The following is a 21,821-nucleotide window of genomic DNA, read 5'->3' as shown; positions in this document are numbered from 1 at the left end:
CGCACGGCTCGACGAGGTGACGTGATCGTGACGGGCGCTGGCGCAATGCCCTGCCGTGCGCCATCTAGAATAGCGATGACGACGCCTCCGCCCCTGTTCGATACGGCGCTCGCCCGCCTCCGCCTCGCCCGGGCGCGGCGGGCCGGTTATGCCGATTTCCTGTTGGCCCGCGTGGTCGACGACCTCGACGACCGGCTCGGTGCGGTGCTGCGCCATTTTCTCCGCGCGCTCGATCTCGGTACGCCGACGCCGGCAGCGGCGCTAAGGCTGCTCGCGAGCGGCCGGGTGGACACGGTGCTGCGCCTCGCCCCCCTGGCAGAGGCCGGCGCGAAGGCCGGGATGGCGGATGTGGTCGCGGATCCGGAGGTGCTGCCGCTTGCGCCCGCTCTCTTCGATCTCGCGGTGTCTTTGCTGGCGCTCCAGCACGTCAACGATCTGCCGGGCGCCCTGGCGCAGCTGCGCCGCACCTTGCGGCCCGATGGCTTGTTCGTCGGCTGCCTCCTCGGCGGCCGCACGCTCACCGAGTTGCGCCAGGTCTTCGGGCAGGCCGAGAGCGAGGTCGAGGGCGGGGTGAGCCCGCGCGTGGCGCCCTTCGCCGAAGTCCGTGAGATGGGCAGCCTGCTCCAGCGCGCGGGTTTCGCCCTGCCGGTGACCGATGTCGAGACCCTCACCGTGCGCTACGCGGACCCCTTCGCCCTGATGCGGGATCTGCGCGCCATGGGCCTGACCAACGTGCTGACCGAGCGCCGCCGGACGCCCCTGCGCCGCGCCACGCTGATGCGTGCCATGGCGCTCTATGCCGAGCGCTTCGCCGATTCGGATGGGCGCCTGCGCGCGACCTTCGAGATTCTCTGGCTTTCGGGCTGGGCGCCGCATGCGAGCCAGCAGACACCGTTGAAGCCCGGCAGCGCCAAGACCCGCCTCGCCGATGCTTTGGGCACCACCGAACGCAACCCCACGGGAACACGCACATGAAACAGCCCGGCCCCGATCACCCGATCACCATCGTCAAGAGCGCCGGCCGCGTGCGCGTGCGGTTGGCCGGCGTCACCATCGCCGAAACCGACGCCGCCCTGGTCCTCACCGAGGCGTCCTATCCGCCGGTATTCTATATCCCGCGCGCCGATGCACGCTGGGACCTTTTCGCGAAGAGCGCGCGTAGCACCCATTGCCCCTACAAGGGCGACGCCAGCTATTTCGGCCTCACCGTCGGTGCGGTGGCCCGGCCGGATGCGGTCTGGAGCTACGAGGACCCGTATTCGGCGGTTGCCGCGATCAAGGACCACCTCGCGTTCTATCCCGACCGGGTCGACGCGATCGAAGTGATCGCCGCCTGACCACTGCGGCGATTCCGCAACCCTCGTTAGGGCTTGACCTGCGACCAGAAGGCCGACTTCCGGCCGTGGGCCTTGCGCAGGCACTCGCGGTAGGCGGCCGGCTCCGGGTCGAGGCTTCCGGTGGCGATTCTGTCGGCGAGGGCGTCGAGGCTGGCCAGATGCCGGGCACCGTGGCCATAGGCCGCCGAACGGCCTCGCTCCAGCATGTCGTCGATGAGTTTGCGGTAGAGCAGGCTCGCCGCCTGCGGATGGTTGTGCTCCAGCGCCTCGGCGGCTGGAACCAGGATCTCGTAGCGCCCGCCGTCCAGGGCCTCGCGCCGCGCCATCACCAGGCGTGCCGCCCGGTCCGGGTTCGGCCAATGGGTGAAGAAGTGCAGCGCCCGGTAGGGGTCGCTCTGCGCCGCAGCATGGTCGAACGCGCGCTCCAGGGCCTCGTCGTCCTCGAAATCGGGCAGCTTGGCGACGTATCCCTTGAGGATTTCGCCGTCCAACGTCTTCTCGAAATGTCCCCAGCGCAGATCCTGCGCCGCTTGCATCTGGCCCAGGGCGTCGAGGATGCGAATTTCCAGGAGAAGGCGGGCTCGGTCGGGTGCCTCCGGGTCGAACTGTCCGGTCAGGAGCTGCTCGCGGGTGACGACGACGAGGCCACGCGCCTGAGGCCGGCGGATCCAATCGAGCGCCTCCGCGGCGCGGCCCGCCGCCAGCAGGCGCTCGGCGATGGCGATGCGGTTCGGGCGGTTCGCCGCCACGTCCTGCTCCATGCGGATGAATGCATCGATGTCGCCGCGCCGGTCGGCGATTGCCTGCCGCATGCGCACCAGGCGCGTGCGGGTAAGATTGACGCTCCAGGCGGCCTCGGTCCTGGCCGTGGATGGCGGCGCGGGCGGCACCGTCTGCGCCAGCAGCGCATCGAGTGGGCTGAGCGCCGCCTCCGGCAGGATGGTGACGAGCCCATGCAACAGATCCTCGAACAGGCCGACCCCGTCGGTGTCGAGGTGCGGGACGAGGCGCATGGCAAAGCGGGTTGCGTCCGGGCCGGCGAGGCCACGGGCGATCTCTGCTGCCGCGCCGGCTGCGCGCTCGTAGACGCCGTGGATCTGCCCGCTCGAATCGTCGACCCGCTCCAGGACGGTATCGGCGCCGATGAGGAAGCGCAGCAGCCGGTCGAGGCCGGCCTGCGCATCGCGGGGCGCGAGCTCGGCGATGATGGTCGAGACGGTGGCATCGAGGTCGGCGGCGAAGGCGCGCCGCTTCTGCCAGTCGATGTACCCGCGAGCCCGCTCCAGAGCCGTCAAGCGCCGGTCGATCAGGGCCGCCACGGCCTCTGGCCCCTGGAGCCCGGCCAATGCCGCCGTCACCAGTTTCTTGAAGGACGGGTTGCGCCCGGTCTCGTCGAGCACCAGGGCGATCAGCCGGTCGAGGCCGAGTTCGGTCAGCGTCTCCGGGCTCGGTGCTGTCTTGCGTGCGGTGCGCTTCGGCTTCTGCACGGGCGCCGCTTTTGCCTGCCCTGTCGCGGACGCCTTACGCGCCATCTTCACCTCCCTCTGCTCAGACGACGAAGGTGGCGCAGCGCAAGAGACCCATCAAGGTCCGAGCAGATCCACCAGGAACGGGATCAACGGCGCGTCCGCCGGCGGCATCGGCTGATCCTTGAGGTCGCGCGGGCGTACCCATTTCAGTACCTGGCCCTCCATCGCCCGTGGCGTGCCCTCCCAGCGCCGACACACGTAGAGCGGCATCAGCAGGTGGAAGTCGGGATAAGCGTGGCTCGCGAAGGTAAGGGGGGCGAGGCACGCCTCCTTCACGACGATGTCGATCTCCTCCGACAATTCGCGGATGAGCGTCTCCTCGGGCCGCTCGCCCGGATCGATCTTGCCGCCGGGGAACTCCCACAATCCGGCGAGCTGCTTGCCGGGCGGGCGCTGGGCCAGCAGCACGCGCCCATCGATGTCGACCAGGGCCACGGCGACCACGAGGAGGATGTGCAGGGGCGGATGGCTCACGGGGCGATCGCGAAAGTGGCGGCGACCTCGGCCGCGCTCTCGATGGTGCCGGCAACCAGGGGCACCGGCGCCCCGGAGCGCTTGGCCCGCATCGGTGCGGCCGCCGCCAGATAGGGTTGCGCGCCGCCCTGCGGCGGGGACTGGATGGTGATGACCCGGCCGAGCGTCACGCCCGCCGCTTCGGCGAGATGGCCCGCCTGCGCCCGCGCATCCTTCATCGCCGCCACCCGCACGGCGGATTCGGCGGCATCCGGATCGCGCAAGCCGAAACCGACGCTCTCGATGCGGTTGGCACCGGCGTCGAGCGCCTTGCGCATCAGCTCGCCGAGCCGCGCCATGTCCGCGAGCCGCACCCGGACCATGTTGGCGGCCCGGTAGCCGTCGGGCTTTTCGGTCTGGGTGCCGTCGGGCTGGCGGATGGTGCGCGTCACCGGCTGGAGCGTCACCGCCGTGGTGCCGATATCGGCATCCGGCACCTTGAACTCCGCGGCGAGGGCGATGATCGCCTTTGCGGCAGCGCTGGCACTGTCGAGGGCCGCGGCCGGTGTGGCGCCCTTGGCGTCGACTCCGATTTCGACGGTGGCGAAGTCCGGGGCCGCTTCCGCCCGCGCCCGGCCGGTCACGCTGATCCGTCCGTCCTGGATCGCGGACTTCACACCGGCACCGTCCTGCGCAAGCACCGGACCGGCACAGAGCAGAGCGAGGCCGGAGAGCGCGCAAAAACCCCGGTTCACGACCGGTAATCCCCGTTGATCTCGATGTAGCCCTTGGTGAGATCGCAGGTCCACACGCGCGCCGTGCCGGTTCCGAGGCCGAGGTCGACCCGCACGGTGACATCGGATTCGCGCATCACGGCGCTGGCCGCATCCTCGCTGTAATCCGGGTCGCGGGCGCCTTCGCGGGCGACACGGACATCGCCGAACCAGATGGCGAGGCGGTCGCGGTCGGCGGGCTCGCCGGCCTTGCCCACCGCCATGACGACTCGGCCCCAATTGGCGTCCTCGCCGGCGATCGCCGTCTTCACAAGGGGGGAATTGGCGATCGACATGGCGATGCGGTGAGCGGAGGCATCACTCGTGGCGCCTCCGACGGCGACGGTGACGAACTTGCGCGCGCCTTCGCCATCCTTCGCCACCAGCTGCGCCAGCTCGATCAGGAGATCGTCGAGCTTTTCGCGAAAGTCGGAGAGGCGCGCATCCGCCGGATCGGTCACGGGCGCGTTGCCGGCCGCACCGGTTGCGAACAGCAGCAGGGTGTCGGAGGTCGAGGTGTCCCCGTCCACCGTTACGCAGTTGAAGCTCGTATCGGTGCCCGTGGTCAGAAGGGTTTGAAGCACGTCCTGGGGCAGGGCGGCGTCGGTGAAGGCGAAGCTGAGCATCGTTGCCATGTCGGGGGCGATCATGCCCGCACCCTTGGCGATGCCGTTGAGCGTCACCGCCGTGCCGTCGATGGTGGCGGTGCGGGTGGCGAGTTTGGCAAAGGTATCGGTGGTCATGATCGCCTGCGCTGCCGCGGCCCACGCCGCGGAGCCGGTTTCGGTCCGGCTCGCGCAATCGGCCAGCACGCCCTCGAACTTCGAGGCATCGAGCGGCTCGCCGATGACGCCGGTCGAGGCGATGAAGATGTCCTCGGGCGCGCAGGCGGCGGCTGCGGCGCCGATCCGCGCTGTCTGCTCCACCGCCTCGCGTCCGCGCAGGCCGGTGAAGGCATTGGCGTTGCCGGAATTGACGATCAACGCCCTGGCACCGGGGCGTCCGAGCGCCGTCCGGCACCAATCCACCGGAGCGGATGGGCATTTCGAGCGGGTGAAGACGCCGGCCGCCTGCGTCCCTTCGCTGAGCGCGACGTAGAGCACGTCGGTGCGTCCCGAATAGCGGATGCCGGCCTGCGCGGTGGCGAGCCCCACGCCGCGGATCGCGGGCAGATCCGGCACGGTACGGGGCGCGAGGGGCGAGACGGGCGGGTTCTTCGCGGATGACATCGCTTGATCGGCTCCGGCTATCCGCCGCGGCAGGTGCGTGCGGCCGCGCCGTGTTGCCCTGTGGGTGAGCGCGCCGTCAACCGCCGGAACGCCTTTGCCGACTTCGGGATTGTCTAAACGAAAACACCGGACCGGCAGGTATCGGGCTTGTTTGCCGGCGACTTCGTGACATAACATGCTGCAACGCAATGCAACGGCGGTATCGAGAACGTATGTCCAGGCGTGAGTGGGAATTCTCGACCATGGAACAAACTTCCGCGCAGGGCGGCGCCTACGGCGTCCAGGTTTTGATTGCTGGCCAACAGAAGCATTGGCGCGATGAAGTCGCGTCGCAGATTCGCAGGGCGGGGTACGCCACCACCACGGTGGATTGCGGACTGGATGCGATGACGGTCCTCGCGCTCGGATTGCCGGTGGACGTTCTCGTGACCGATCGCGGATTGAAAGGTGAGCTGTGTTGCGACAAGCTTGCCAGCGAAGCGCTCGCACTTCGGCCCGATCTGCGAATCGTGTTCGCCAGCGACCTGTCGAAATCCTCCTTACTGCGGAATCTCGAGATGTCCGACGGCGTCGATGGTCCGGGCGGCGACCGGGTCGTGGCTCTGGATGTTCGCCCCGACGCGGTGGCGGTCACCGTGCGCGAAGCACTCGGGTGCAGGGCCTGATCCCGCTAGGTCGAAACTGATCGATGGGACGATCGAAGACACAGTCTCCGACCGTCTATTCTCAGCCCATTGATACGCCATAGGCGCATCGCGCAAACCTGTCGGCGTTCGAAGCCTACGGGGTCTTGGCGGGCTCGGCCGGCTTGGCGTCCGCTTTGGTGTCCTTGGTCTTGCCGAGATAGATGTATTCCGGCGCTGCGCGGAGCTGATCCTTGTTGGTATCGATGGTCGCCTTGAGGGTCGCGCTGTCGACGCGGGACAGCTTCAGGGCGCTCGGGTCGATGGCGACGTACTTCGTACCGATTCCGAGGAAGCCGCCGACGCCGACGACCCAGGATTTCACCGTGCTCTTCTCGTCGAGAACCACGTCGGCGATTTCGCCGATCGTCTCGTTGGCGCCGTTCTGAATCGTCAGGCCGACGAGCTTCGACGTCACCATGTCGCTCGGGTTCTGAACCACGAAGGTCGGGCGGAGGTCATTGGCGAGAGTCGCCGGCACGGACTGGACCGCCGCGGATGGCGTGGGGGACCGGACATCAGGGGTCTGGCCGAAAGCGAGGGTCGCGCTCGCGACGAGGACAGTCGTTCCGAGCAACAGGCTGCGCATGAGGATTCGTCTTTCCGGTGGGGAAGGCTGATGGGGGGACGCACGCTCAAGCTCAAGCTCGCCCGAAGGTTCCTCGTCGCGACATCCCTCGCCTCCGCATCGTGTTTCATTGCAGGCTGCAAAGTCGGCTCTGCGTTTGCGCATGGTTGCTTTTTCTTCCGCCGAGACGGGTCCACCTTGGTCGAAAGCGCACTAGTTTCCCCGGCATCTTCGGCGGAGCGAGCCCGCCGGACCACTCGGGAGCCGCTTCATGCCGATCCAGTCGAGACCGATCCTACGCCGCCATGCCCTCGTCCTGCTGGGCGCCACCATCGCCGGAGGCGCGCGGGCGGCGGGCATGGATACGGTGAATGCCCGGGCCTTCTCGTTCGAGAAACCCGAGGGTGGCACGCTCGCCCTGTCCGGACTCGCCGGCAAGCCGATCCTGGTGGTCAACACCGCCACCGCCTGCGGCTATGCCGGGCAACTCACCGGTCTCCAGGCGTTATGGACGCGTTTCGGTGATCGCGGTCTCACCGTGATTGCGGTCCCGTCGCCGGATTTCGGCAATCAGGAGCCCCTCGACGGCCTCGCCATCGCGGAGGCTGCGCGCAAGGACCATGGCGTGACCTTCCCGGTGGTCGCCAAAACCCATGTCCGCGGTCCCTCGGCGCATCCGTTCTATCGCTGGGCGGCGGTCGAGAAGCCGGGTTCGACGCCGAATTGGAACTTCCACAAGTACTTGGTCGCGCGCGACGGCAGCCTGATCGGCGCGTGGCCGTCCCCGGTGGAGCCCAACGACCCGCGCATCGTCACGGCGATCGCCAACGAACTTCCCACCGGTTGACCGCTCATCGCGGAACGTCGCGCGGGGGACGCATGGGCGCGTGGCGTGGGGCGCTCCGGACCCGGCGTACCCGCTCTCCGGAGGCGCGCACCGGCGGGGAGGCGTAGTTCGAGGCGAAGGGATTGGCCGGTGTTCGCTCCGCGCTGCCGAAGAAGCTCGACTGCGCGGAGGCGCCGGTCCCGATGAGCAGGAGCGGCAGCAGAACGATTGGGGCCGCGACGCGCATGCGCGCTCCTTGTCGTTAGGCGTAGGAGTGATGAGGCGAAGTGACGACCGACGGGGTGGGTCTTTTATCCGATAGACCAACATCCCAAATTTCGCGAGGTGACCCGACCCTCCTGTCGAGGCCGGCCTTCGGGAGATATGAGATGAAGCCCCATCGGTTCGAGCAGGCCGGTGCCGCATTCGAGGTCTTTTTCGAGCGAGCGCCGGAGGGCTGGGTCGCCCGCATCCGCCGCGAGGAAGACGCGGTGGTCCACGTCGTCGCTTTCCCGGACGGGCCGGGCTATGCCGCCGAGGACGTGCGGGGCTCGCTCATCGCAGGCTGCGAGGCCGCGGTCGCGAACCTTCCCTGGCCGGGCCCGACCCGTCACTGAGAGCGGCGCGTCACGGAACCTCCGCCGTCCCCGTGTGGTTCGACCTCCCACACGCACCCACGTGACCGACGCGCAACGTGGCGTCGGGAGCGACACAGGAGGGATCATCCCATGTCCGAGATCGTCTATCGGATCGTCGAGCACGACGGCGGTTACGCCTACAAGCTCGGAGACGTCTTCTCCGAGACGTTTCCGAGCCACGACGAGGCGCTGCAGGCGGCCCAGGCCGTTGCGGCCGAGCAGCAGGTCCCAGGCTCCACCGAAGGAATTCGGTACCAGGACGGCAAGGGTGCCTGGCACGATGAGACATCGCAGGGCAATGACCGCCCGAGGGCGAAAGTCGTCGATTGAGCCCGTGGACCGGCGACGGCTCAATATCGTCAGCCGTCGCGGGCACGATCGCGAGGCCGAGCACCGTTTCGGTGCCGGCCGGGCGGCGGGGACGCCCTGAGACAATCAGCTACCACTGACACTTCAGCTGAGACGCCGGCTCACGCTCGCAAGGTCCGCTACGGTGGATCGACCCGGAATCCTGGGTATGCGTTCGACATTTACGGTGTCTCTTCAGGTTCTCATCTCAGTCTGTTGCGTGTCTGCCAAGCGTTTGTCGAACATTGCCTCGGCGGATCTGCTGAGCGCGGCGGCCCTGCGGTCTCGTTGGGGCCAAGGTGCCTGCGGCCCGGCGTCATTTGCGTGGACACCCCGTCCTCGTGCATGGCGTTGTGCTGTAGCCATCGCCGCCCTCCAACCTGTCTTCGGAGACTGCCTAGTGACGTTCGTGAATCCGCGCCAGCCCGACCATGAGATCGACCCGCTGTTCATCGAGCGCTGGTCGCCCCGCGCGTTCACCGGCGAAGCGGTGCCGGAAGCCGAACTGTTGCGGATGTTCGAGGCCGCGCGCTGGGCGCCGTCCTCGTACAATTCCCAGCCCTGGCGCTTCCTCTATGCCCTGCGCGATACCCCGCACTGGGCGCCGTTCCTCGACTTGCTGGTCCCCGCGAACCAAGCCTGGGCCAAGGATGCGGGTGCCCTCATCATCCTCGTCTCCAACACGCATATGAAGATGGGTGACGTGCTCAAGCCGTCGGAGAGCCATTCGCTCGATGCCGGGGCTGCCTCGGCCAATTTCCAGCTCCAGGCGGTTCGGCAGGGCTGGCACGCCCATGGCATGGGCGGCTTCGACAAGGAGCGCGCGACGACCCTGCTCGCCGTACCCGAGGGCAGCCACGTGGAAGCCGCCTACGCGGTGGGCCGCGCGGTTCCGCAGGCCGACCTCACCGATGAGCAGCGCGCCAAGGAGACCCCGAACGGTCGCCGTCCGATCACGGATTTCGCGTTCGCCGGTGGGTTCCCCGGCGCCAAGCTCTGAGCCGACGATCGTGCTGCGGGCCGCCCCCGACTATGCCGGGCTTGTCTCAGGGTTTTCCTGGGACATTCCGGAGCGCTACAATATCGGCGTCGATGTCTGTGATCGCTGGGCGGCAATCGAGCCCGAGCGCGTGGCGATCCTCGAGGTTTCCGACGGGGCGGTAGAGACGACGCGTTTCGGGGCCTTGCGCGAGGGCTCGAACCGGCTCGCCGGAGCGTTGCGCGCGCTGGGCATCCGACCCGGTGACCGGGTCGCGGTGCTGCTGCCCCAATCGGCTGCGGTGATCATCGCCCACGGCGCCGCCTATAAGCTCGGTGCCATCGCGCTTCCCCTGGCCGGGGCGTTCGGTCCGGACGCCCTGACCTATCGGCTGTCGGATTCCGGTGCGCGGGCGCTGATCACCGATGCGGCAGGCCTCGCCAAGATCGCGACGCTCCGCGCATCCTTACCAGCGCTCGACCACGTCGTGTGTCTCGACGGCCCGGCCGAGGGGGCGCTCGGCTATGCCGACCTCATCGCATCGGCCGCGCCGGATTTCACAGCGGTGGAGACTGGTCCGGACCATCCGGCCCTGATGATCTACACCTCCGGCACCACCGGCCTCGCCAAGGGAGCGCTGCACGGTCATCGCGTGCTTCTCGGCCACCTGCCGGGCTTCGCGATGATGCACGATTTCCCGCCGAAGGCCGGCGACCGGATGTGGACGCCCTCCGACTGGGCCTGGGCCGGCGGCCTCCTCAACGCCACCCTGCCGAGCCTGCGCCTCGGCGTCCCCGTCGTCGCGCAGCCGACGGCGCGGTTCGAGCCGGAAGCGGCCCTGCGGCTCATTGCCGAGCACGCCATCACCACGGTATTCCTGCCGCCGACGGCGTTGCGCATGCTGCGTACGGTTCCCGACCCGCGCGGGCGCTTCGACCTTTCGACGCTGCGCAACATCGCTTCGGCCGGCGAGGCGCTCGGCCCCGAGACCTTCGCCTGGGCTCGGGCCGAACTCGGCCTCACCATCGGCGAGGCCTATGGCCAGACAGAGTGCAACCTCGTGCTCGCCGCATGCCCGGCCGCCGGTGTCGCGCGGGCCGGATCGACCGGCAGGCCCGTGCCCGGTCACCGGGTGATGATCCAGCGCCCGGACGGCACGGAAACCGCCATCGACGAACCCGGTGAGATCGTGGTCGCCCGCCCCGACCCGGTGATGTTCCTGGAATACTGGAACCAGCCCGAGGCGACGGCAAAGAAGTTTCGCGGCGACTGGATGCTGACGGGCGACACCGCGCGCCGCGACGCCGACGGCTACATCCACTTTGTCGGCCGCGACGACGACCTCATCACCTCGGCCGCCTACCGCATCGGCCCCACCGAGATCGAGGATTGCCTCGGGTGCCATCCGGCGGTGGCGATGGCCGCCGCCGTGGGCAAGCCGGACCCGCTGCGCACCGAGATCGTCAAGGCCTACGTCGTGCTGCGCGCAGGCTTCGTGGCGTCCGACGCGCTCGCGGCCGAAATCCAGGCGTTCGTGCGCCAGCGCCTCTCCGCCCACGAGTATCCGCGCGAGATCGTGTTTCGGGCGAGCCTGCCGATGACGACCACTGGCAAGATCATCCGGCGGCAATTGCGCGACGAGGGGTGAGCCGCGCAGGCCGGGTGGCCGTCGCGATCCCACTCTGTGGCGGGGCCGGTGACATGGCAGGACCCGCGACCCAAGCGGCTGCGAGATCAGTGTGCCTTAAGAGAGAGCTAGCGGCTCCTCGTTTTTCCGCAGTTCCACGAGCCCAGCCAGTTCAGTCGCGGTTCGATCCTACACGCGGTCGGCACAGGCATCGCCATCGAGTACCACCAGGAAGAAGTCCAGAACCATACTGAGTGCCCGGCGCACGCGGTAGGCAGGGCTGAACCTGGGCGGCAGGTGATCCGGCATTCCCGCCGTCGTTTGGACTTATTCGCATAAAGACATCTTTATGTCTTGATTGCTTCGCGTTCCGTCCCCTGCTATAGCCCCTGCCAACACGCAGCGAGACACGGAGCAGACACCCATGGCCCAGGATTACATCGTCAAGGACATCGCCCTGGCCGATTACGGCCGTAAGGAGATTTCCATCGCCGAGACCGAGATGCCGGGTCTGATGGCGACGCGTGAGGAATACGGTGCGAGCCAGCCCCTGAAGGGCGCGAAGATCGCCGGCTCGCTGCACATGACGATCCAGACCGCCGTGCTCATCGAGACCCTGAAGGCGCTCGGCGCCGACATCCGCTGGGTGTCCTGCAACATCTACTCGACCCAGGACCACGCCGCCGCCGCCATCGCCGCCGCCGGCATCCCGGTCTTCGCCATCAAGGGCGAGTCCCTGACCGAGTACTGGGACTACACCTCCAAGCTGTTCGACTGGCATGACGGCTCGCTGCCGAACATGATCCTCGACGATGGCGGCGATGCCACCATGTTCGTCCACCTGGGTCTGCGCGCCGAGAACGGTGACACCGCCTTCCTCGACAAGCCCGAGTCGGAAGAGGAAGAGATCTTCTTCGCTCTCCTGAAGAAGAAGCTCGCCGAGAAGCCGAAGGGCTGGTTCGCGGGTCTGGCCGACTCGATCAAGGGCGTCTCGGAAGAGACCACAACCGGCGTGCACCGCCTCTACAACCTCGCCAAGGAGGGCAAGCTGCTCTTCCCGGCGATCAACGTGAACGACGCCGTCACCAAGTCGAAGTTCGACAACCTCTACGGCTGCCGCGAGTCGCTTGTGGACGGCATCCGCCGCGGCACCGACGTGATGATGGCTGGCAAGGTCGCCATGGTCGCCGGCTTCGGCGATGTCGGCAAGGGCTCGGCTTCGTCTCTGCGCCACGCCGGCTGTCGCGTGCTGGTGTCGGAGGTCGACCCGATCTGCGCCCTCCAGGCCGCCATGGAAGGCTATGAGGTCGTCACCATGGAAGACGCCGCGCCGCGCGCCGACATCTTCGTGACGGCCACCGGCAACAAGGACATCATCACCCTCGAGCACATGCGGGCGATGAAAGACCGCGCCATCGTGTGCAACATCGGCCACTTCGACAACGAGATCCAGGTCGCGGGTCTCAAGAACATGACGTGGTCGAACATCAAGCCGCAGGTGGACGAGATCACCTTCCCCGATGGCCACCGCATCATCCTCCTGTCGGAGGGTCGCCTGGTGAACCTCGGCAACGCCACCGGCCACCCGTCCTTCGTGATGTCGGCGTCCTTCACCAACCAGACCCTGGCCCAGATCGAACTCTGGACCAACCCCGGCAAGTACGAGCGTCAGGTCTACACGCTGCCCAAGGCCCTCGACGAGAAGGTGGCGCTCCTCCACCTCGAGAAGATCGGCGTGAAGCTGTCGAAGCTCAGCCCCGAGCAGGCCGCCTATATCGGCGTGTCCGAGACCGGCCCGTTTAAGCCCGACCACTACCGCTATTGAGCTTTCTGCCGGCCGAAGTCCGCCAGGACCGATGCCAAGACTGAAACTCTGACGACGAGAAGCCCGGCTCCGCCGGGCTTCTTTTCGTTTTGGGGAGAGCGGTTCCGGCTGCCCGCCGAAGTGTGTCTTTTCTGCGCCCCCCACGGCCGATCTGAGTCCGAGGCGAAAAGGTTAAGCTTAACCCCCTTCCGGCGGGATTCCGGGTCGCGCTACTGTGGGGTGATTCCTCAGGTGGAGTGATCCGCGGACGGCCCCTTCTGGCTCGAAGCGGGAACGGCGCGTCCGCGCCTCATCGAAGATTCGTGGAGGCGGGACGGATCATGAGGGTCTATCGAACGGTGCACGCCGTGGTGTGCACCGGCTCTCTCGTCGTCGCCATGGGCGTGAATCCCGTCCTTGCGGTCGAGGCACCGATGGACCCGGCTGCCTTCGCCGCGGGTTTCGGCCAGCACACGCACAACGCCGCCGGCCTCGCGATCCTCATCGGGCTGACGGTCTTCTCGACGATCCTGTCCCTCCTGCACATGCGCGAGCGCGGTCGCTGGACCCGGCGCGAGCGTGATCTCATGACCGAGCTCGGCATGCTGCGCGGGGCGCATGACCGTGCCGACATGCTGCTGAATTCAGAGCGGCAGGTCATCGTCACATGGCTGGGTCGGGGCGACCCGACGATCGAGGGCGATGTCGGCCTCGCCGATGGCCGCCGTCACGGCGACGGCGAGTCCGGGCTCCTCGCCTTCAGCGCCTGGCTCCATGTGGGCGACGCGCAGACCCTCGATACCGCCGTCGAGACCCTGCGGGCGCGGGGCACGGGCTTCCGCCTGAGCCTGCGCACCCAATCGGGCCGGTTCATCGACGCGCATGGGCAGGCCCTCTCCGGGCGCGCCCTGCTGCGGCTGCGCGAGACCACGGAAGAGCATCGCGAGCTTCTCGATCTGCGCCTGACCCTCGACGAGGCCAAGCGCGGGCTCGTCGCCCTGGGCAGCCTGCTCGACGCGATTCCGCAACCGGTCTGGCGGCGCAACCGCGAGGGCCTCCTCAACTGGGTCAACACCGCCTATGTGGCGGCCGTGGAAGCCGGAACCCGCGAGGCCGCAGTGGCCGGCGGGCTCGAACTGCTCGACCGGCAGGCCCGCGACCTCATCGCCCGCGAGGATGGCAAGCGTCTCGCCACCGGTGGCCGCGCGGCCCTGCGGCTCTCGGCGGTGGTGGCGGGCGGACGCCGCATCCTCGACGTCACCGAGACGGCGGTGGAGAGCGGCCGCGTCGGCATCGCGGTCGATGTTTCGGAACTGGAGAGTGTGCGCGCCGATCTCCAGCGCCAGATGGACGCAAACGTCCGCACCCTCGATCAATTGCCCACCGCCGTGGCGATGTTCGATGCGCGCCAGCGCCTGATCTTCCACAACGCCGCCTATCGCCACCTTTGGGGTCTTGATCAGGCCTTCCTCGAGAGCCGTCCCCTGGACGGGGAAATCCTCGACCGGCTGCGTGCCCTGCGAAAGCTTCCCGAACAGGCCGACTTCAAGTCGTGGAAGGCCGACGTACTTGCTGCCTACCGGGCGGTGGAGGCCAACGAGGGCTGGTGGTACCTGCCCGATGGGCGCTCTTTGCGCGTGGTCGCCGATCCCAATCCGCAGGGCGGCCTGACCTACCTGTTCGACGACGTCTCGGAGAACATGAAACTCGAATCGCGCTACAATGCGCTGATGCGGGTCCAGGCCGAGACCCTCGACACCCTCAAGGAGCCGGTGGCGGTGTTCGGCGCCGATGGACGCCTGACCTTCGCCAACCGCGCCTTCGCCACCTTGTGGCGCTTCGATGCGGCGACCCTCACCGAGCGGCCGCGCGTCGATGCGGTCATCGCCGCCTGCCGGGTCCTGTCCCCCGACGAGGAGCCGTGGCTCGACATCCGCGGCGCCATCACCGGCCTCGAGAGCCGCGCCGGACTGACCTGCCGGCTCGAGATCGTCGACGGCACGGTGCTGGATTGCGCCGCCCAGCCGCTGCCGGAGGGGGCGACGCTGCTCACCCTCATCGACGTCACCGCGAGCGTGAACGTCGAGCGCGCGCTCACCGACAAGAACGACGCGCTGGAGCGGACCTCGCGCCTGCGCGACACCTTCGTGAACCACGTCTCCTACGAGTTGCGCTCGCCGCTCACCAACATCATCGGCTTCACCCAGTTGCTGGGTGACGAGACCGTGGGCGCCCTGAACGAGCGCCAGCGCGAATATTCCGGCCACATCATGCGCTCGTCCGGCGCGCTCCTCGTGATGATCAACGACATCCTCGACCTCGCCTCGATCGATGCGGGCTCCCTGGAGCTCTCCCGCGAGGTGGTGGATGTGCGCGCCACCGTCGATGCGGCGGTGAGGGGGCTTGAGGACCGCCTTTCGGATTCGGCCATCGGCCTCGATCTCGACGTGCCCGACGACATCGGCAGCTTCGTCGCAGACGGCAAGCGCATCCGCCAGATCCTGTTCAACCTGCTCTCCAACGCGGTGGGATTCTCCACGCCGGGTCAGCACGTCCGGGTCGAGGTGCGGCGGAGCAGCAGCGAACTCACCCTCGCGGTCATCGACCAGGGCCAGGGCATGCCGCCGGAGGTGGCCGCCCGCGTCTTCGACCGGTTCGAGAGCAACACCCTGGGCACGCGCCACCGCGGCGTCGGCCTCGGGTTGTCCATCGTGCGCTCCTTCGTGGAACTGCATGGCGGCCACGTCGTGCTCGATTCGATGCCCGGTGCCGGCACCCGCGTCACCTGCATCTTCCCGATCACGGAGCCGACCCCGCGCCGGGCGGCCGCCGAGTAGGGAGCCTTCGGCCATCCCGCGATTTGGTTAAGAAGACTCCGTTATAATCCGCCGTAACTGAGCGCGGGCCGGGTACGGTGGTCTCCGGCGCGTGGCCATGGAGGATTTGAGCGTTGAACGAGGACGGTGCGGACACGCCCCAGCGTGAGGGACGGGCGGCCTGGGAGATCATGCTCCCCGATGAGAGCGCCACCGAGGATCTCGGCCGCTTCCTCGCCGAGTTTCTGATGCCGGGCGATCTCGTCGCCCTGTCGGGTGGCCTCGGCGGCGGCAAGTCGACCCTGGCCCGCGCCCTGATCCGCGAACTCGCGGACGACCCCGCCCTCGACGTACCGAGTCCGACATTCACCCTGATCCAGCCCTATGAGGCCAAGGGCGGCCGCCAGATCGTCCATGCCGACCTCTACCGTCTGCGCAGCCCCGACGAACTCGTCGAACTCGGCTTCGACGAGATGGCCGAGACCGCCATCACTCTTGTGGAATGGCCCGAGCGCCTCGGTTATCGCGAAGGTCCGATTCTCTCAATCGACCTGTCGTTGCGCGCCGAATACGGCGACGGCGCGCGCTTTGCCCGTATCGACGGCAGCGGCGGCATGGCCGCGCGGCTCAAGCGGGCGCGCGCTTTGCGCATTCTGCTCGACCGCAGCGGCTGGGACGAGGCCGCCCGGATCGCGATGCAGGGCGATGCGTCGTCGCGCGCCTACGAGCGGCTGGTGAAGCCCGACGGCACCAGCGCCGTGCTGATGATCTCGCCCGCGCGCGCCGACGGCCCGCCGGTGCGCAACGGCAAGCCCTACAGCGCCATCGTCAAGCTCGCCGAGAGCGTCCACGCCTTCGTCGGCGTCGATCGCGGCTTGCGCGCGCTCGGCTTTTCCGCGCCGCGCATCTTCGGCGAGGATTTGAACGAAGGCTTGCTGATCATCGAGGACCTCGGCTCGGAGCCGGTGGTCGACGCGAACGGTCCACGGCCCGAGCGCTACGCGGAGGCCGTACGCCTGCTCGCCAAGCTGCATGCCACCGAACTTCCCGGCGTGCTGCCGGTGGCGGACGGGATCGATCACGTCCTGCCGCCCTATGATCTCGAAGCCCTGCTGTTCGAGACCGAATTGCTGCCCGATTGGTATTGTCCGGCGATCCGGGGCGCGAGCCTGACCGGTCCGGCCCGCTCCGAGTTCGTGGCTTTGTGGGCCGAGGCTCTGCGCGGGGTCGAGCCGGAACGCCCGACCTGGACCTTGCGCGACTATCATTCGCCGAACCTGATCTGGCTGCCCCAGCGCGAAGGCCTGGAGCGCATCGGCGTCATCGACTTCCAGGATGCGGTGCTGGGCCACCCGGCCTACGACCTCGCGTCGCTGCTGCAAGATGCCCGCGTCGATGCCACCGCCGAGTTCGAGCTGCGCCTGCTCGGCCTCTACGTCCGCGAGCGCCGAGCCCGCGAGCCCGATTTCGACATGCAGGGCTTCGCTCGGGCCTATGCGGTGCTGGCGGCGCAGCGCGCTACCAAGATCCTGGGTATCTTCGCCCGCCTCGACCGGCGCGACGGCAAGCCCGGCTACCTCGCCCACTTGCCGCGCATCGAAGGCTATCTCAGCCGCAACCTCGCTCACCCGGCGCTGACGCGCCTGCGCCTGTGGCACGAGGAGCATTTGCCGGATCTCGTTCCGAAGCCGGTATCTGAGGCTGGCGCCGAGGAACCTTGAGCCGATGGACCCGCGCCTCACCCTCGTCACCCTCGGCGTCGCCGACCTCGATCGGGCGGTGCGCTTCTACGAGGCGCTCGGCTGGACCCGCTCGGCCTATGCGTCCGAGGGGATTGCCTTCTTCCAGCTCGGCGGCCTCGTGCTGTTGCTCTATCCCCGTACGGCACTGGCCGAGGATGTCGGAACCGCCCCCGAGGGCTCCGGTTTTCGCGGCTTCACCCTGGCCCACAACACTGCCAGCCGCGCGGAGACCGATGCGGTTCTGGCCCACGCGCAGGCCGCTGGCGGCGTGCTGGTGAAGCCGGCGCAGGAGGTGTTCTGGGGCGGCTATTCGGGATACTTCGCCGATCCCGATGGGACACTCTGGGAGGTCGCCTGGAATCCCGGCCTGCTTCCGCTCCCCGACGGCACCGTGCGCCTGCCCGCCTGACGGCGGGCGCCGACGCTTCCCAATGATCCCGTTATCTTCCCCTCCGACACCTTCGGCGAGACCCTGCGGAATGACCGATACGCCCGCCATCACCCGCGCCTTCGTCCTCGCCGCCGGCCTCGGCAAGCGCATGAGGCCGATCACCGCCACGGTGCCCAAGCCCCTGGTCGAGGTCGCCGGTCGGGCATTGCTCGACCACGCGCTCGATAGGGCAGCGGAAGGCGGCATCCGAGACGCCGTCGTCAACGTCCATTACCTCGCCGATCTCATCGAGGGGCATGTCGCGAAGCGAAAGACAGCGCCGACCATCGTCGTATCCGACGAGCGCGACGCGCTGCTGGAGACCGGCGGCGGGGTGAAGAAGGCGCTGCCGCTGCTCGGCGATGATCCGTTCGTGGTCTTCAACGCCGATTCGTTCTGGCTGGAGGGGCCGGACTCGAATCTCGGCCGCCTGATCGCCGCCTGGGCGCCCGAGACGATGGACATCCTCCTCCTCGTCGCCCCCACCGCCACCAGCCTCGGCTACGAGGGGGCGGGCGATTTCGTGATGGAGTCCGACGGGCGCCTGGAGCGGCGCGGCGAGCGCGAGGTCGCGCCGTTCATCTATGCCGGCGTCGCGATCCTCAAGCCCGGCCTGTTCGCCGATACGCCCGAGGGCGCGTTCTCCCTCAACCTGCTGTTCGATCGCGCCATCGCGGCCGAGCGCCTGCACGGGCTGCGGCTCGACGGCCAATGGCTCCACGTCGGCACGCCGGAGGCGATCGTTGCCGCAGAGGCGCGGGTGAAGGCGAGCGCGCCGGTGCTTTAGGCGCGTCGGTCGCACTCAATCGCACGCAAGCGGCTTTCGTCCGGGCTAAATTCGATGCCATGGATAGGCGGATGAGCGCCTCCCACGTCTTCACCATTCCGCCCGGCGCGCCCTTTCTGCCGACACTGGCCGAGGCGCTGATCTCCGGTCGCCTCGTCGGCGATCTCGGGGACGATCCCTTCGCGCTCGCCGCCGTCACCCTCTACCTACCGACGCAGCGGGCGACGCGGGCGCTCTCAGCGATCCTGTCCGCGCGCCTCGGGCGGGCCGCCCTGCTGCCGCGCCTCGTGCCGCTCGGCGAGGCGGATGAAGCCGAACTCGATCTTGCCGCCAATGCGCATCTCGAGAACGGGTCCGACGTGCTAGCCCCGGCGATTCGGCCGCTCGATCGCCGGCTGATCCTCGCCCGCCTCGTGCAGCTCTGGGCCGAACGCGTCGACCGCGCGCTCCTCCCCATCGACGACGACGTGCCGTTCCTGGTGCCATCCTCGCCGGCGGATGCGGTGGCGCTCGCCGGCGATCTCGAACGCTTGATGGACGCGCTCACCGTCGCTGGCCTGCCCTGGGCCGAGATCGGCAGCGCGGTGGAAGCCGAGTATTCGCGCTATTTCGGTCTTACGCTCGATTTCATGAAGATCGCCGCGGAGTTCTGGCCCGAGGCGCTGGCCGAGCGCCAATCGAGCGACCCGGTGGCCCGTTCGCGCGAATTGGTTCTGGCCGAGGCCACGCGTCTGCGCCGGGAGCGCCCGTCCGACCCGGTGATCGTGGCGGGCTCCACCGGCTCGGTGCCGGCCACCGCCAAGCTGATCGCGGCGGTGGCGGCTCTGCCCCGCGGCGCGGTGGTGCTGCCGGGCCTCGACGGCGATCTCGATGCCATCGGCTGGGATGCCATCGAGACCGGGGAGGGGGTCTCGAAGGAGGTCGCCCACGGTCATCCGCAGGCGATCCTGCATCGCCTGCTCGGCCCCGGCGGCCTTGGGTTGGAGCGCGATGCGGTCGTCTCGCTCGGTGTGCCGAGTGCGGAAGGAATGGCCCGCGCCGCCCTGCTTTCGCAGGCCTTGCGCCCGGCCGAAACCACCGAGGCCTGGGCCGAACTCGACGACGCGGCCCGCGAGAGCCTCGCCGAAGCGGGAATGGCCGGGATCGGCATCGTCGAGGCCACCGACGAACGCGAAGAGGCGCTGATCATCGCAATTGCGTTGCGCGAAACCCTGGAGATACCCGGCGCCACCGCGGCCCTCGTCACACCCGATAGGGCATTGGCGGTGCGGGTCGCTGCCGATCTCGCCCGCTGGGGCATCGTGGCGGAGGATTCCGCCGGCGTGGCCCTGTCGCTGAGCCCTGCCGGACGTCTCGCGCGGCTCGCCGCAGAACTCGCCGCCGACCTGCAGCCGGCCAGGATCATCACGCTGCTGTCGCACCCCTATGTCCGCCTCGGGCTGCCCCGCCGCGACGTGATGCGTGCGGCCGCCGCCCTGGAGATCGGGACCCTGCGCGGCCCGGCTCCGGCGCCGGGCTTTGCCGGTCTGCACCGCGCGGTCGCGGATCAGCGCACCGCCACGGGCCGGCGCCCACGCGCCAAGCGCCGGCTCACCGATCGCGACTGGGATCTGGCCTCCGATCTCCTGGTGCGTCTCGAAACGGCCTTTGCCGGGTTTCTCGGCGGCGACCATCCGGGCATCGGCAACCTTGTTGCCTACGCCACCTGCCACAATGCGGTGTTCGACAAGCTGCTCGCGGGAGCCGATGACGAGCCGGAGCCCGACTATGACGCATCGCTCGCTATCCTCGACACGCTCTTCGACGACCTCTCGCAAGGGCTGAGTGAGACGAAGCCCAAGGAAGCGCTGGAACTGCCCGGCCGCTTCTCCGACTACCCGGCTTTCTTTACCGCACTCGCTCGCGAACGGCCCGTGGCCTGTGGCGACGGGCGTCCTCGTCCGCATCCGCGTCTGCGGATTCTCGGCCTGCTCGAAGCCCGTTTGATGAGCGTCGACCGGATCGTGCTCGGCGGGCTCGACGAGGGCGTCTGGCCGATGAAGACGGTCACCGACGCGTTTCTCAACCGGCCCATGCGCGAGCGCATCGGCCTCAACCCGCCCGAGCGCCGGATCGGCCAGACAGCGCACGATTTCGTCCAGGCTTTGGGCAACCACGACGCGGTGATCACCCGCGCGGCCAAGCGCGAGGGTGCGCCCACCGTGCCGTCGCGCTTCCTCCAGCGCCTGCGCGCGTTCTCGGGCGAAAAGGCGTGGAACCGCGCGCTCGGCGAGGGCCGGCGTTACGCCGCCTATGCGGCCGCCCTCGATCGCGGCCCCGGCGCAGGACAGCCGCGCCTGACCCAGCCCAAGCCCCGGCCCGATCCGGCCCTGTTCCCCCGGACCCTGAGCGTCACCGAGGTCGAGACCCTGGTGCGCGACCCCTACGTGATCTTCGCTCGCCACGTGCTCGGGCTCGATCCGCTGGACCCGGTCGCGTCGCTGCCGGGCGCCGCCGAGCGCGGCACCCTGATCCATGAGATTTTGGGGGAGTTCGCCAAGGCCTACCCGACGAGTCTTCCCGAACTCTCGCCCGCGTCCGAGACGCTTGGCGATCTCGCCCGGCATGCGTTCAGCCAGATCAAGGACACCTACCCGCAGCTCTATGCCGAGTGGTGGCCGCGCTACGAGCGTCTGTCGGTCCGCTTCCTCGACTGGGAAGCCGAGCGCCGTGCCGCGCTCGCCCGGGTCGATCCCGAACTCTCGGGTAAGTGGCCGATCCCCATGGGCGCCGAGACCTTCACCCTGCGCGCCCGTGCTGACCGCATCGAGCAGCGCCGCGATGGCAGCGCCTGCATCGTCGACTTCAAGACCGGGCAGCCTCCGAGCAACAAGGAGGTGTTCGCCGGGTTCTCGCCGCAGCTCACCCTGGAGGCGGCGATGCTGATGCACGGCGCCTTCGCGGGATTTCCCAAGACCGACCAGACGCCGGAACTGCTCTACGTCCATGCCTCGGGCGGTCGCAAACCGTTCGAGCCCCTCGCGGTGAAGCCGCCGAAGGGGGATCCCCGCGAGGTCGCCGCGATCGTTGCGGAGCACACCGCCCGGTTTCGCGGCCTCGTCGCCCGGTTCCTGGCCGGGGAGGCGGCCTACGTCTCGCGGCCCTATCCGAAATTCGCGAAATCCTACGGCGATTACGACCACCTCGCCCGCGTGCTCGAATGGTCTCTCGGCGGGGAGGGAGAGACGTGAGTTTCTCTCCGCCTCCCGGCGG

At 68.6% G+C, this 21,821-nt stretch carries 20 protein-coding genes; 14 read left to right on the top strand and 6 right to left on the bottom strand.

The features are described 5' to 3' along the window. The first annotated feature begins 75 nt into the window (after positions 1–75). A complete protein-coding gene (locus G3T14_RS15925; RefSeq protein ID WP_163643521.1) occupies positions 76–975 on the top strand; it encodes a methyltransferase domain-containing protein in 900 nt (299 codons plus the stop codon). Next, positions 972–1,337 carry a DUF427 domain-containing protein gene (locus tag G3T14_RS15920; protein WP_163643520.1) on the top strand — a complete coding sequence of 122 codons (366 nt, stop codon included), beginning with the start codon at positions 972–974 and terminating at the stop codon, positions 1,335–1,337. Before G3T14_RS15925 ends, G3T14_RS15920 begins: the two co-directional genes overlap by 4 nt. Positions 1,338–1,363: 26 nt before the next feature. Here the strand turns inward: G3T14_RS15920 and G3T14_RS15915 are convergent, their stop codons facing one another. The 4 genes from G3T14_RS15915 to argJ are packed head-to-tail and all read right to left on the bottom strand — an operon-like array spanning position 1,364 to position 5,321. After that, on the bottom strand, positions 1,364–2,869 hold the full coding sequence (locus tag G3T14_RS15915) for a DUF6880 family protein (protein ID WP_163643519.1): 1,506 nt from the start codon (positions 2,867–2,869) through the stop codon (positions 1,364–1,366). A 51-nt stretch (positions 2,870–2,920) separates the two neighbouring features. Continuing rightward, positions 2,921–3,340, bottom strand: a complete 420-nt coding sequence (locus G3T14_RS15910) for a (deoxy)nucleoside triphosphate pyrophosphohydrolase (protein ID WP_163643518.1) — start codon at positions 3,338–3,340, stop codon at positions 2,921–2,923. Next, positions 3,337–4,020, bottom strand: coding sequence for an SIMPL domain-containing protein (locus tag G3T14_RS15905; protein ID WP_348645286.1), 684 nt, complete (start codon positions 4,018–4,020; stop codon positions 3,337–3,339). The genes G3T14_RS15910 and G3T14_RS15905 overlap by 4 nt, the downstream gene beginning before the upstream one ends. 50 nt (positions 4,021–4,070) lie before the next feature. Continuing rightward, a complete protein-coding gene (gene argJ, locus G3T14_RS15900) occupies positions 4,071–5,321 on the bottom strand; it encodes a bifunctional glutamate N-acetyltransferase/amino-acid acetyltransferase ArgJ (RefSeq protein WP_163643517.1) in 1,251 nt (416 codons plus the stop codon). 212 nt (positions 5,322–5,533) lie between these two features. Here argJ and G3T14_RS15895 point away from each other — a divergent pair, with 212 nt between their 5' ends. Further along, positions 5,534–5,986 carry a histidine kinase gene (locus tag G3T14_RS15895; protein WP_246733373.1) on the top strand — a complete coding sequence of 151 codons (453 nt, stop codon included), beginning with the start codon at positions 5,534–5,536 and terminating at the stop codon, positions 5,984–5,986. Between the two features lie 115 nt (positions 5,987–6,101). Here the strand turns inward: G3T14_RS15895 and G3T14_RS15890 are convergent, their stop codons facing one another. Then, positions 6,102–6,593, bottom strand: a complete 492-nt coding sequence (locus G3T14_RS15890) for a PRC-barrel domain-containing protein (protein WP_163643516.1) — start codon at positions 6,591–6,593, stop codon at positions 6,102–6,104. Positions 6,594–6,843: 250 nt separating this feature from the next. Here G3T14_RS15890 and G3T14_RS15885 point away from each other — a divergent pair, with 250 nt between their 5' ends. Further along, positions 6,844–7,419 carry a glutathione peroxidase gene (locus G3T14_RS15885; RefSeq protein ID WP_163643515.1) on the top strand — a complete coding sequence of 192 codons (576 nt, stop codon included), beginning with the start codon at positions 6,844–6,846 and terminating at the stop codon, positions 7,417–7,419. 4 nt (positions 7,420–7,423) lie between these two features. Here G3T14_RS15885 and G3T14_RS15880 read toward each other — a convergent pair whose 3' ends face one another. Next, positions 7,424–7,645 (bottom strand): hypothetical protein, encoded by a 222-nt coding sequence (locus G3T14_RS15880; protein WP_163643514.1) that lies wholly within the window; start codon positions 7,643–7,645, stop codon positions 7,424–7,426. 142 nt (positions 7,646–7,787) lie between these two features. On the opposite strand from G3T14_RS15880, the gene G3T14_RS15875 reads away from it, so the two are divergent. The 10 genes from G3T14_RS15875 (at position 7,788) to addB (ending at position 21,799) form a co-directional block, all read left to right on the top strand. Next, positions 7,788–8,015 carry a hypothetical protein gene (locus tag G3T14_RS15875; protein ID WP_163643513.1) on the top strand — a complete coding sequence of 76 codons (228 nt, stop codon included), beginning with the start codon at positions 7,788–7,790 and terminating at the stop codon, positions 8,013–8,015. Positions 8,016–8,126: 111 nt separating this feature from the next. Continuing rightward, on the top strand, positions 8,127–8,366 hold the full coding sequence (locus tag G3T14_RS15870; RefSeq protein ID WP_163643512.1) for a hypothetical protein: 240 nt from the start codon (positions 8,127–8,129) through the stop codon (positions 8,364–8,366). Between the two features lie 418 nt (positions 8,367–8,784). Next, positions 8,785–9,384: a nitroreductase family protein gene (locus G3T14_RS15865; protein WP_163643511.1), complete on the top strand. Its 600-nt coding sequence runs from the start codon at positions 8,785–8,787 to the stop codon at positions 9,382–9,384. A 10-nt stretch (positions 9,385–9,394) separates the two neighbouring features. Continuing rightward, positions 9,395–11,011, top strand: coding sequence for an AMP-binding protein (locus tag G3T14_RS15860; RefSeq protein ID WP_163643510.1), 1,617 nt, complete (start codon positions 9,395–9,397; stop codon positions 11,009–11,011). A gap of 403 nt (positions 11,012–11,414) precedes the next feature. Beyond that, positions 11,415–12,815 (top strand): adenosylhomocysteinase, encoded by a 1,401-nt coding sequence (ahcY, locus tag G3T14_RS15855; protein ID WP_163643509.1) that lies wholly within the window; start codon positions 11,415–11,417, stop codon positions 12,813–12,815. Between the two features lie 413 nt (positions 12,816–13,228). Next, entirely contained in the window at positions 13,229–15,631 is a 2,403-nt protein-coding gene (locus G3T14_RS15850) for a PAS domain-containing sensor histidine kinase (protein WP_246733376.1), read from the top strand. 170 nt (positions 15,632–15,801) lie between these two features. Continuing rightward, positions 15,802–17,331 carry a tRNA (adenosine(37)-N6)-threonylcarbamoyltransferase complex ATPase subunit type 1 TsaE gene (gene tsaE / locus G3T14_RS15845; protein ID WP_163643539.1) on the top strand — a complete coding sequence of 510 codons (1,530 nt, stop codon included), beginning with the start codon at positions 15,802–15,804 and terminating at the stop codon, positions 17,329–17,331. A 4-nt stretch (positions 17,332–17,335) separates the two neighbouring features. Then, positions 17,336–17,761: a VOC family protein gene (locus G3T14_RS15840; protein ID WP_163643507.1), complete on the top strand. Its 426-nt coding sequence runs from the start codon at positions 17,336–17,338 to the stop codon at positions 17,759–17,761. A 70-nt stretch (positions 17,762–17,831) separates the two neighbouring features. Next, positions 17,832–18,569 (top strand): nucleotidyltransferase family protein, encoded by a 738-nt coding sequence (locus tag G3T14_RS15835; RefSeq protein ID WP_163643506.1) that lies wholly within the window; start codon positions 17,832–17,834, stop codon positions 18,567–18,569. Between the two features lie 71 nt (positions 18,570–18,640). Beyond that, on the top strand, positions 18,641–21,799 hold the full coding sequence (gene addB / locus G3T14_RS15830; RefSeq protein WP_163643505.1) for a double-strand break repair protein AddB: 3,159 nt from the start codon (positions 18,641–18,643) through the stop codon (positions 21,797–21,799). Positions 21,800–21,821: the final 22 nt, after the last annotated feature.

It is taken from the genome of Methylobacterium sp. BTF04 (genome assembly GCF_010692745.1).
Classification (GTDB): Bacteria; Pseudomonadota; Alphaproteobacteria; order Rhizobiales; family Beijerinckiaceae; genus Methylobacterium.
The sequence above is the reverse complement of the archived record's forward strand: the minus strand, read 5'-3'. Positions and strand labels throughout refer to the sequence as shown.

Bases quoted from the DNA above. Each gene is read 5' to 3' on its own strand.
- G3T14_RS15925 (WP_163643521.1), top strand. From the start codon at position 76: ATGACGACGCCTCCGCCCCTGTTCGATACGGCGCTCGCCCGCCTCCGC.
- G3T14_RS15920 (WP_163643520.1), top strand. From the start codon at position 972: ATGAAACAGCCCGGCCCCGATCACCCGATCACCATCGTCAAGAGCGCC.
- G3T14_RS15915 (WP_163643519.1), bottom strand. From the start codon at position 2,869: ATGGCGCGTAAGGCGTCCGCGACAGGGCAGGCAAAAGCGGCGCCCGTG.
- argJ (WP_163643517.1), bottom strand. From the start codon at position 5,321: ATGTCATCCGCGAAGAACCCGCCCGTCTCGCCCCTCGCGCCCCGTACC.
- G3T14_RS15895 (WP_246733373.1), top strand. From the start codon at position 5,534: ATGTCCAGGCGTGAGTGGGAATTCTCGACCATGGAACAAACTTCCGCG.
- G3T14_RS15890 (WP_163643516.1), bottom strand. From the start codon at position 6,593: ATGCGCAGCCTGTTGCTCGGAACGACTGTCCTCGTCGCGAGCGCGACC.
- G3T14_RS15885 (WP_163643515.1), top strand. From the start codon at position 6,844: ATGCCGATCCAGTCGAGACCGATCCTACGCCGCCATGCCCTCGTCCTG.
- G3T14_RS15880 (WP_163643514.1), bottom strand. From the start codon at position 7,645: ATGCGCGTCGCGGCCCCAATCGTTCTGCTGCCGCTCCTGCTCATCGGG.
- G3T14_RS15875 (WP_163643513.1), top strand. From the start codon at position 7,788: ATGAAGCCCCATCGGTTCGAGCAGGCCGGTGCCGCATTCGAGGTCTTT.
- G3T14_RS15870 (WP_163643512.1), top strand. From the start codon at position 8,127: ATGTCCGAGATCGTCTATCGGATCGTCGAGCACGACGGCGGTTACGCC.
- ahcY (WP_163643509.1), top strand. From the start codon at position 11,415: ATGGCCCAGGATTACATCGTCAAGGACATCGCCCTGGCCGATTACGGC.
- G3T14_RS15850 (WP_246733376.1), top strand. From the start codon at position 13,229: ATGGACCCGGCTGCCTTCGCCGCGGGTTTCGGCCAGCACACGCACAAC.
- tsaE (WP_163643539.1), top strand. From the start codon at position 15,802: ATGCTCCCCGATGAGAGCGCCACCGAGGATCTCGGCCGCTTCCTCGCC.
- G3T14_RS15840 (WP_163643507.1), top strand. From the start codon at position 17,336: ATGGACCCGCGCCTCACCCTCGTCACCCTCGGCGTCGCCGACCTCGAT.
- G3T14_RS15835 (WP_163643506.1), top strand. From the start codon at position 17,832: ATGACCGATACGCCCGCCATCACCCGCGCCTTCGTCCTCGCCGCCGGC.
- addB (WP_163643505.1), top strand. From the start codon at position 18,641: ATGAGCGCCTCCCACGTCTTCACCATTCCGCCCGGCGCGCCCTTTCTG.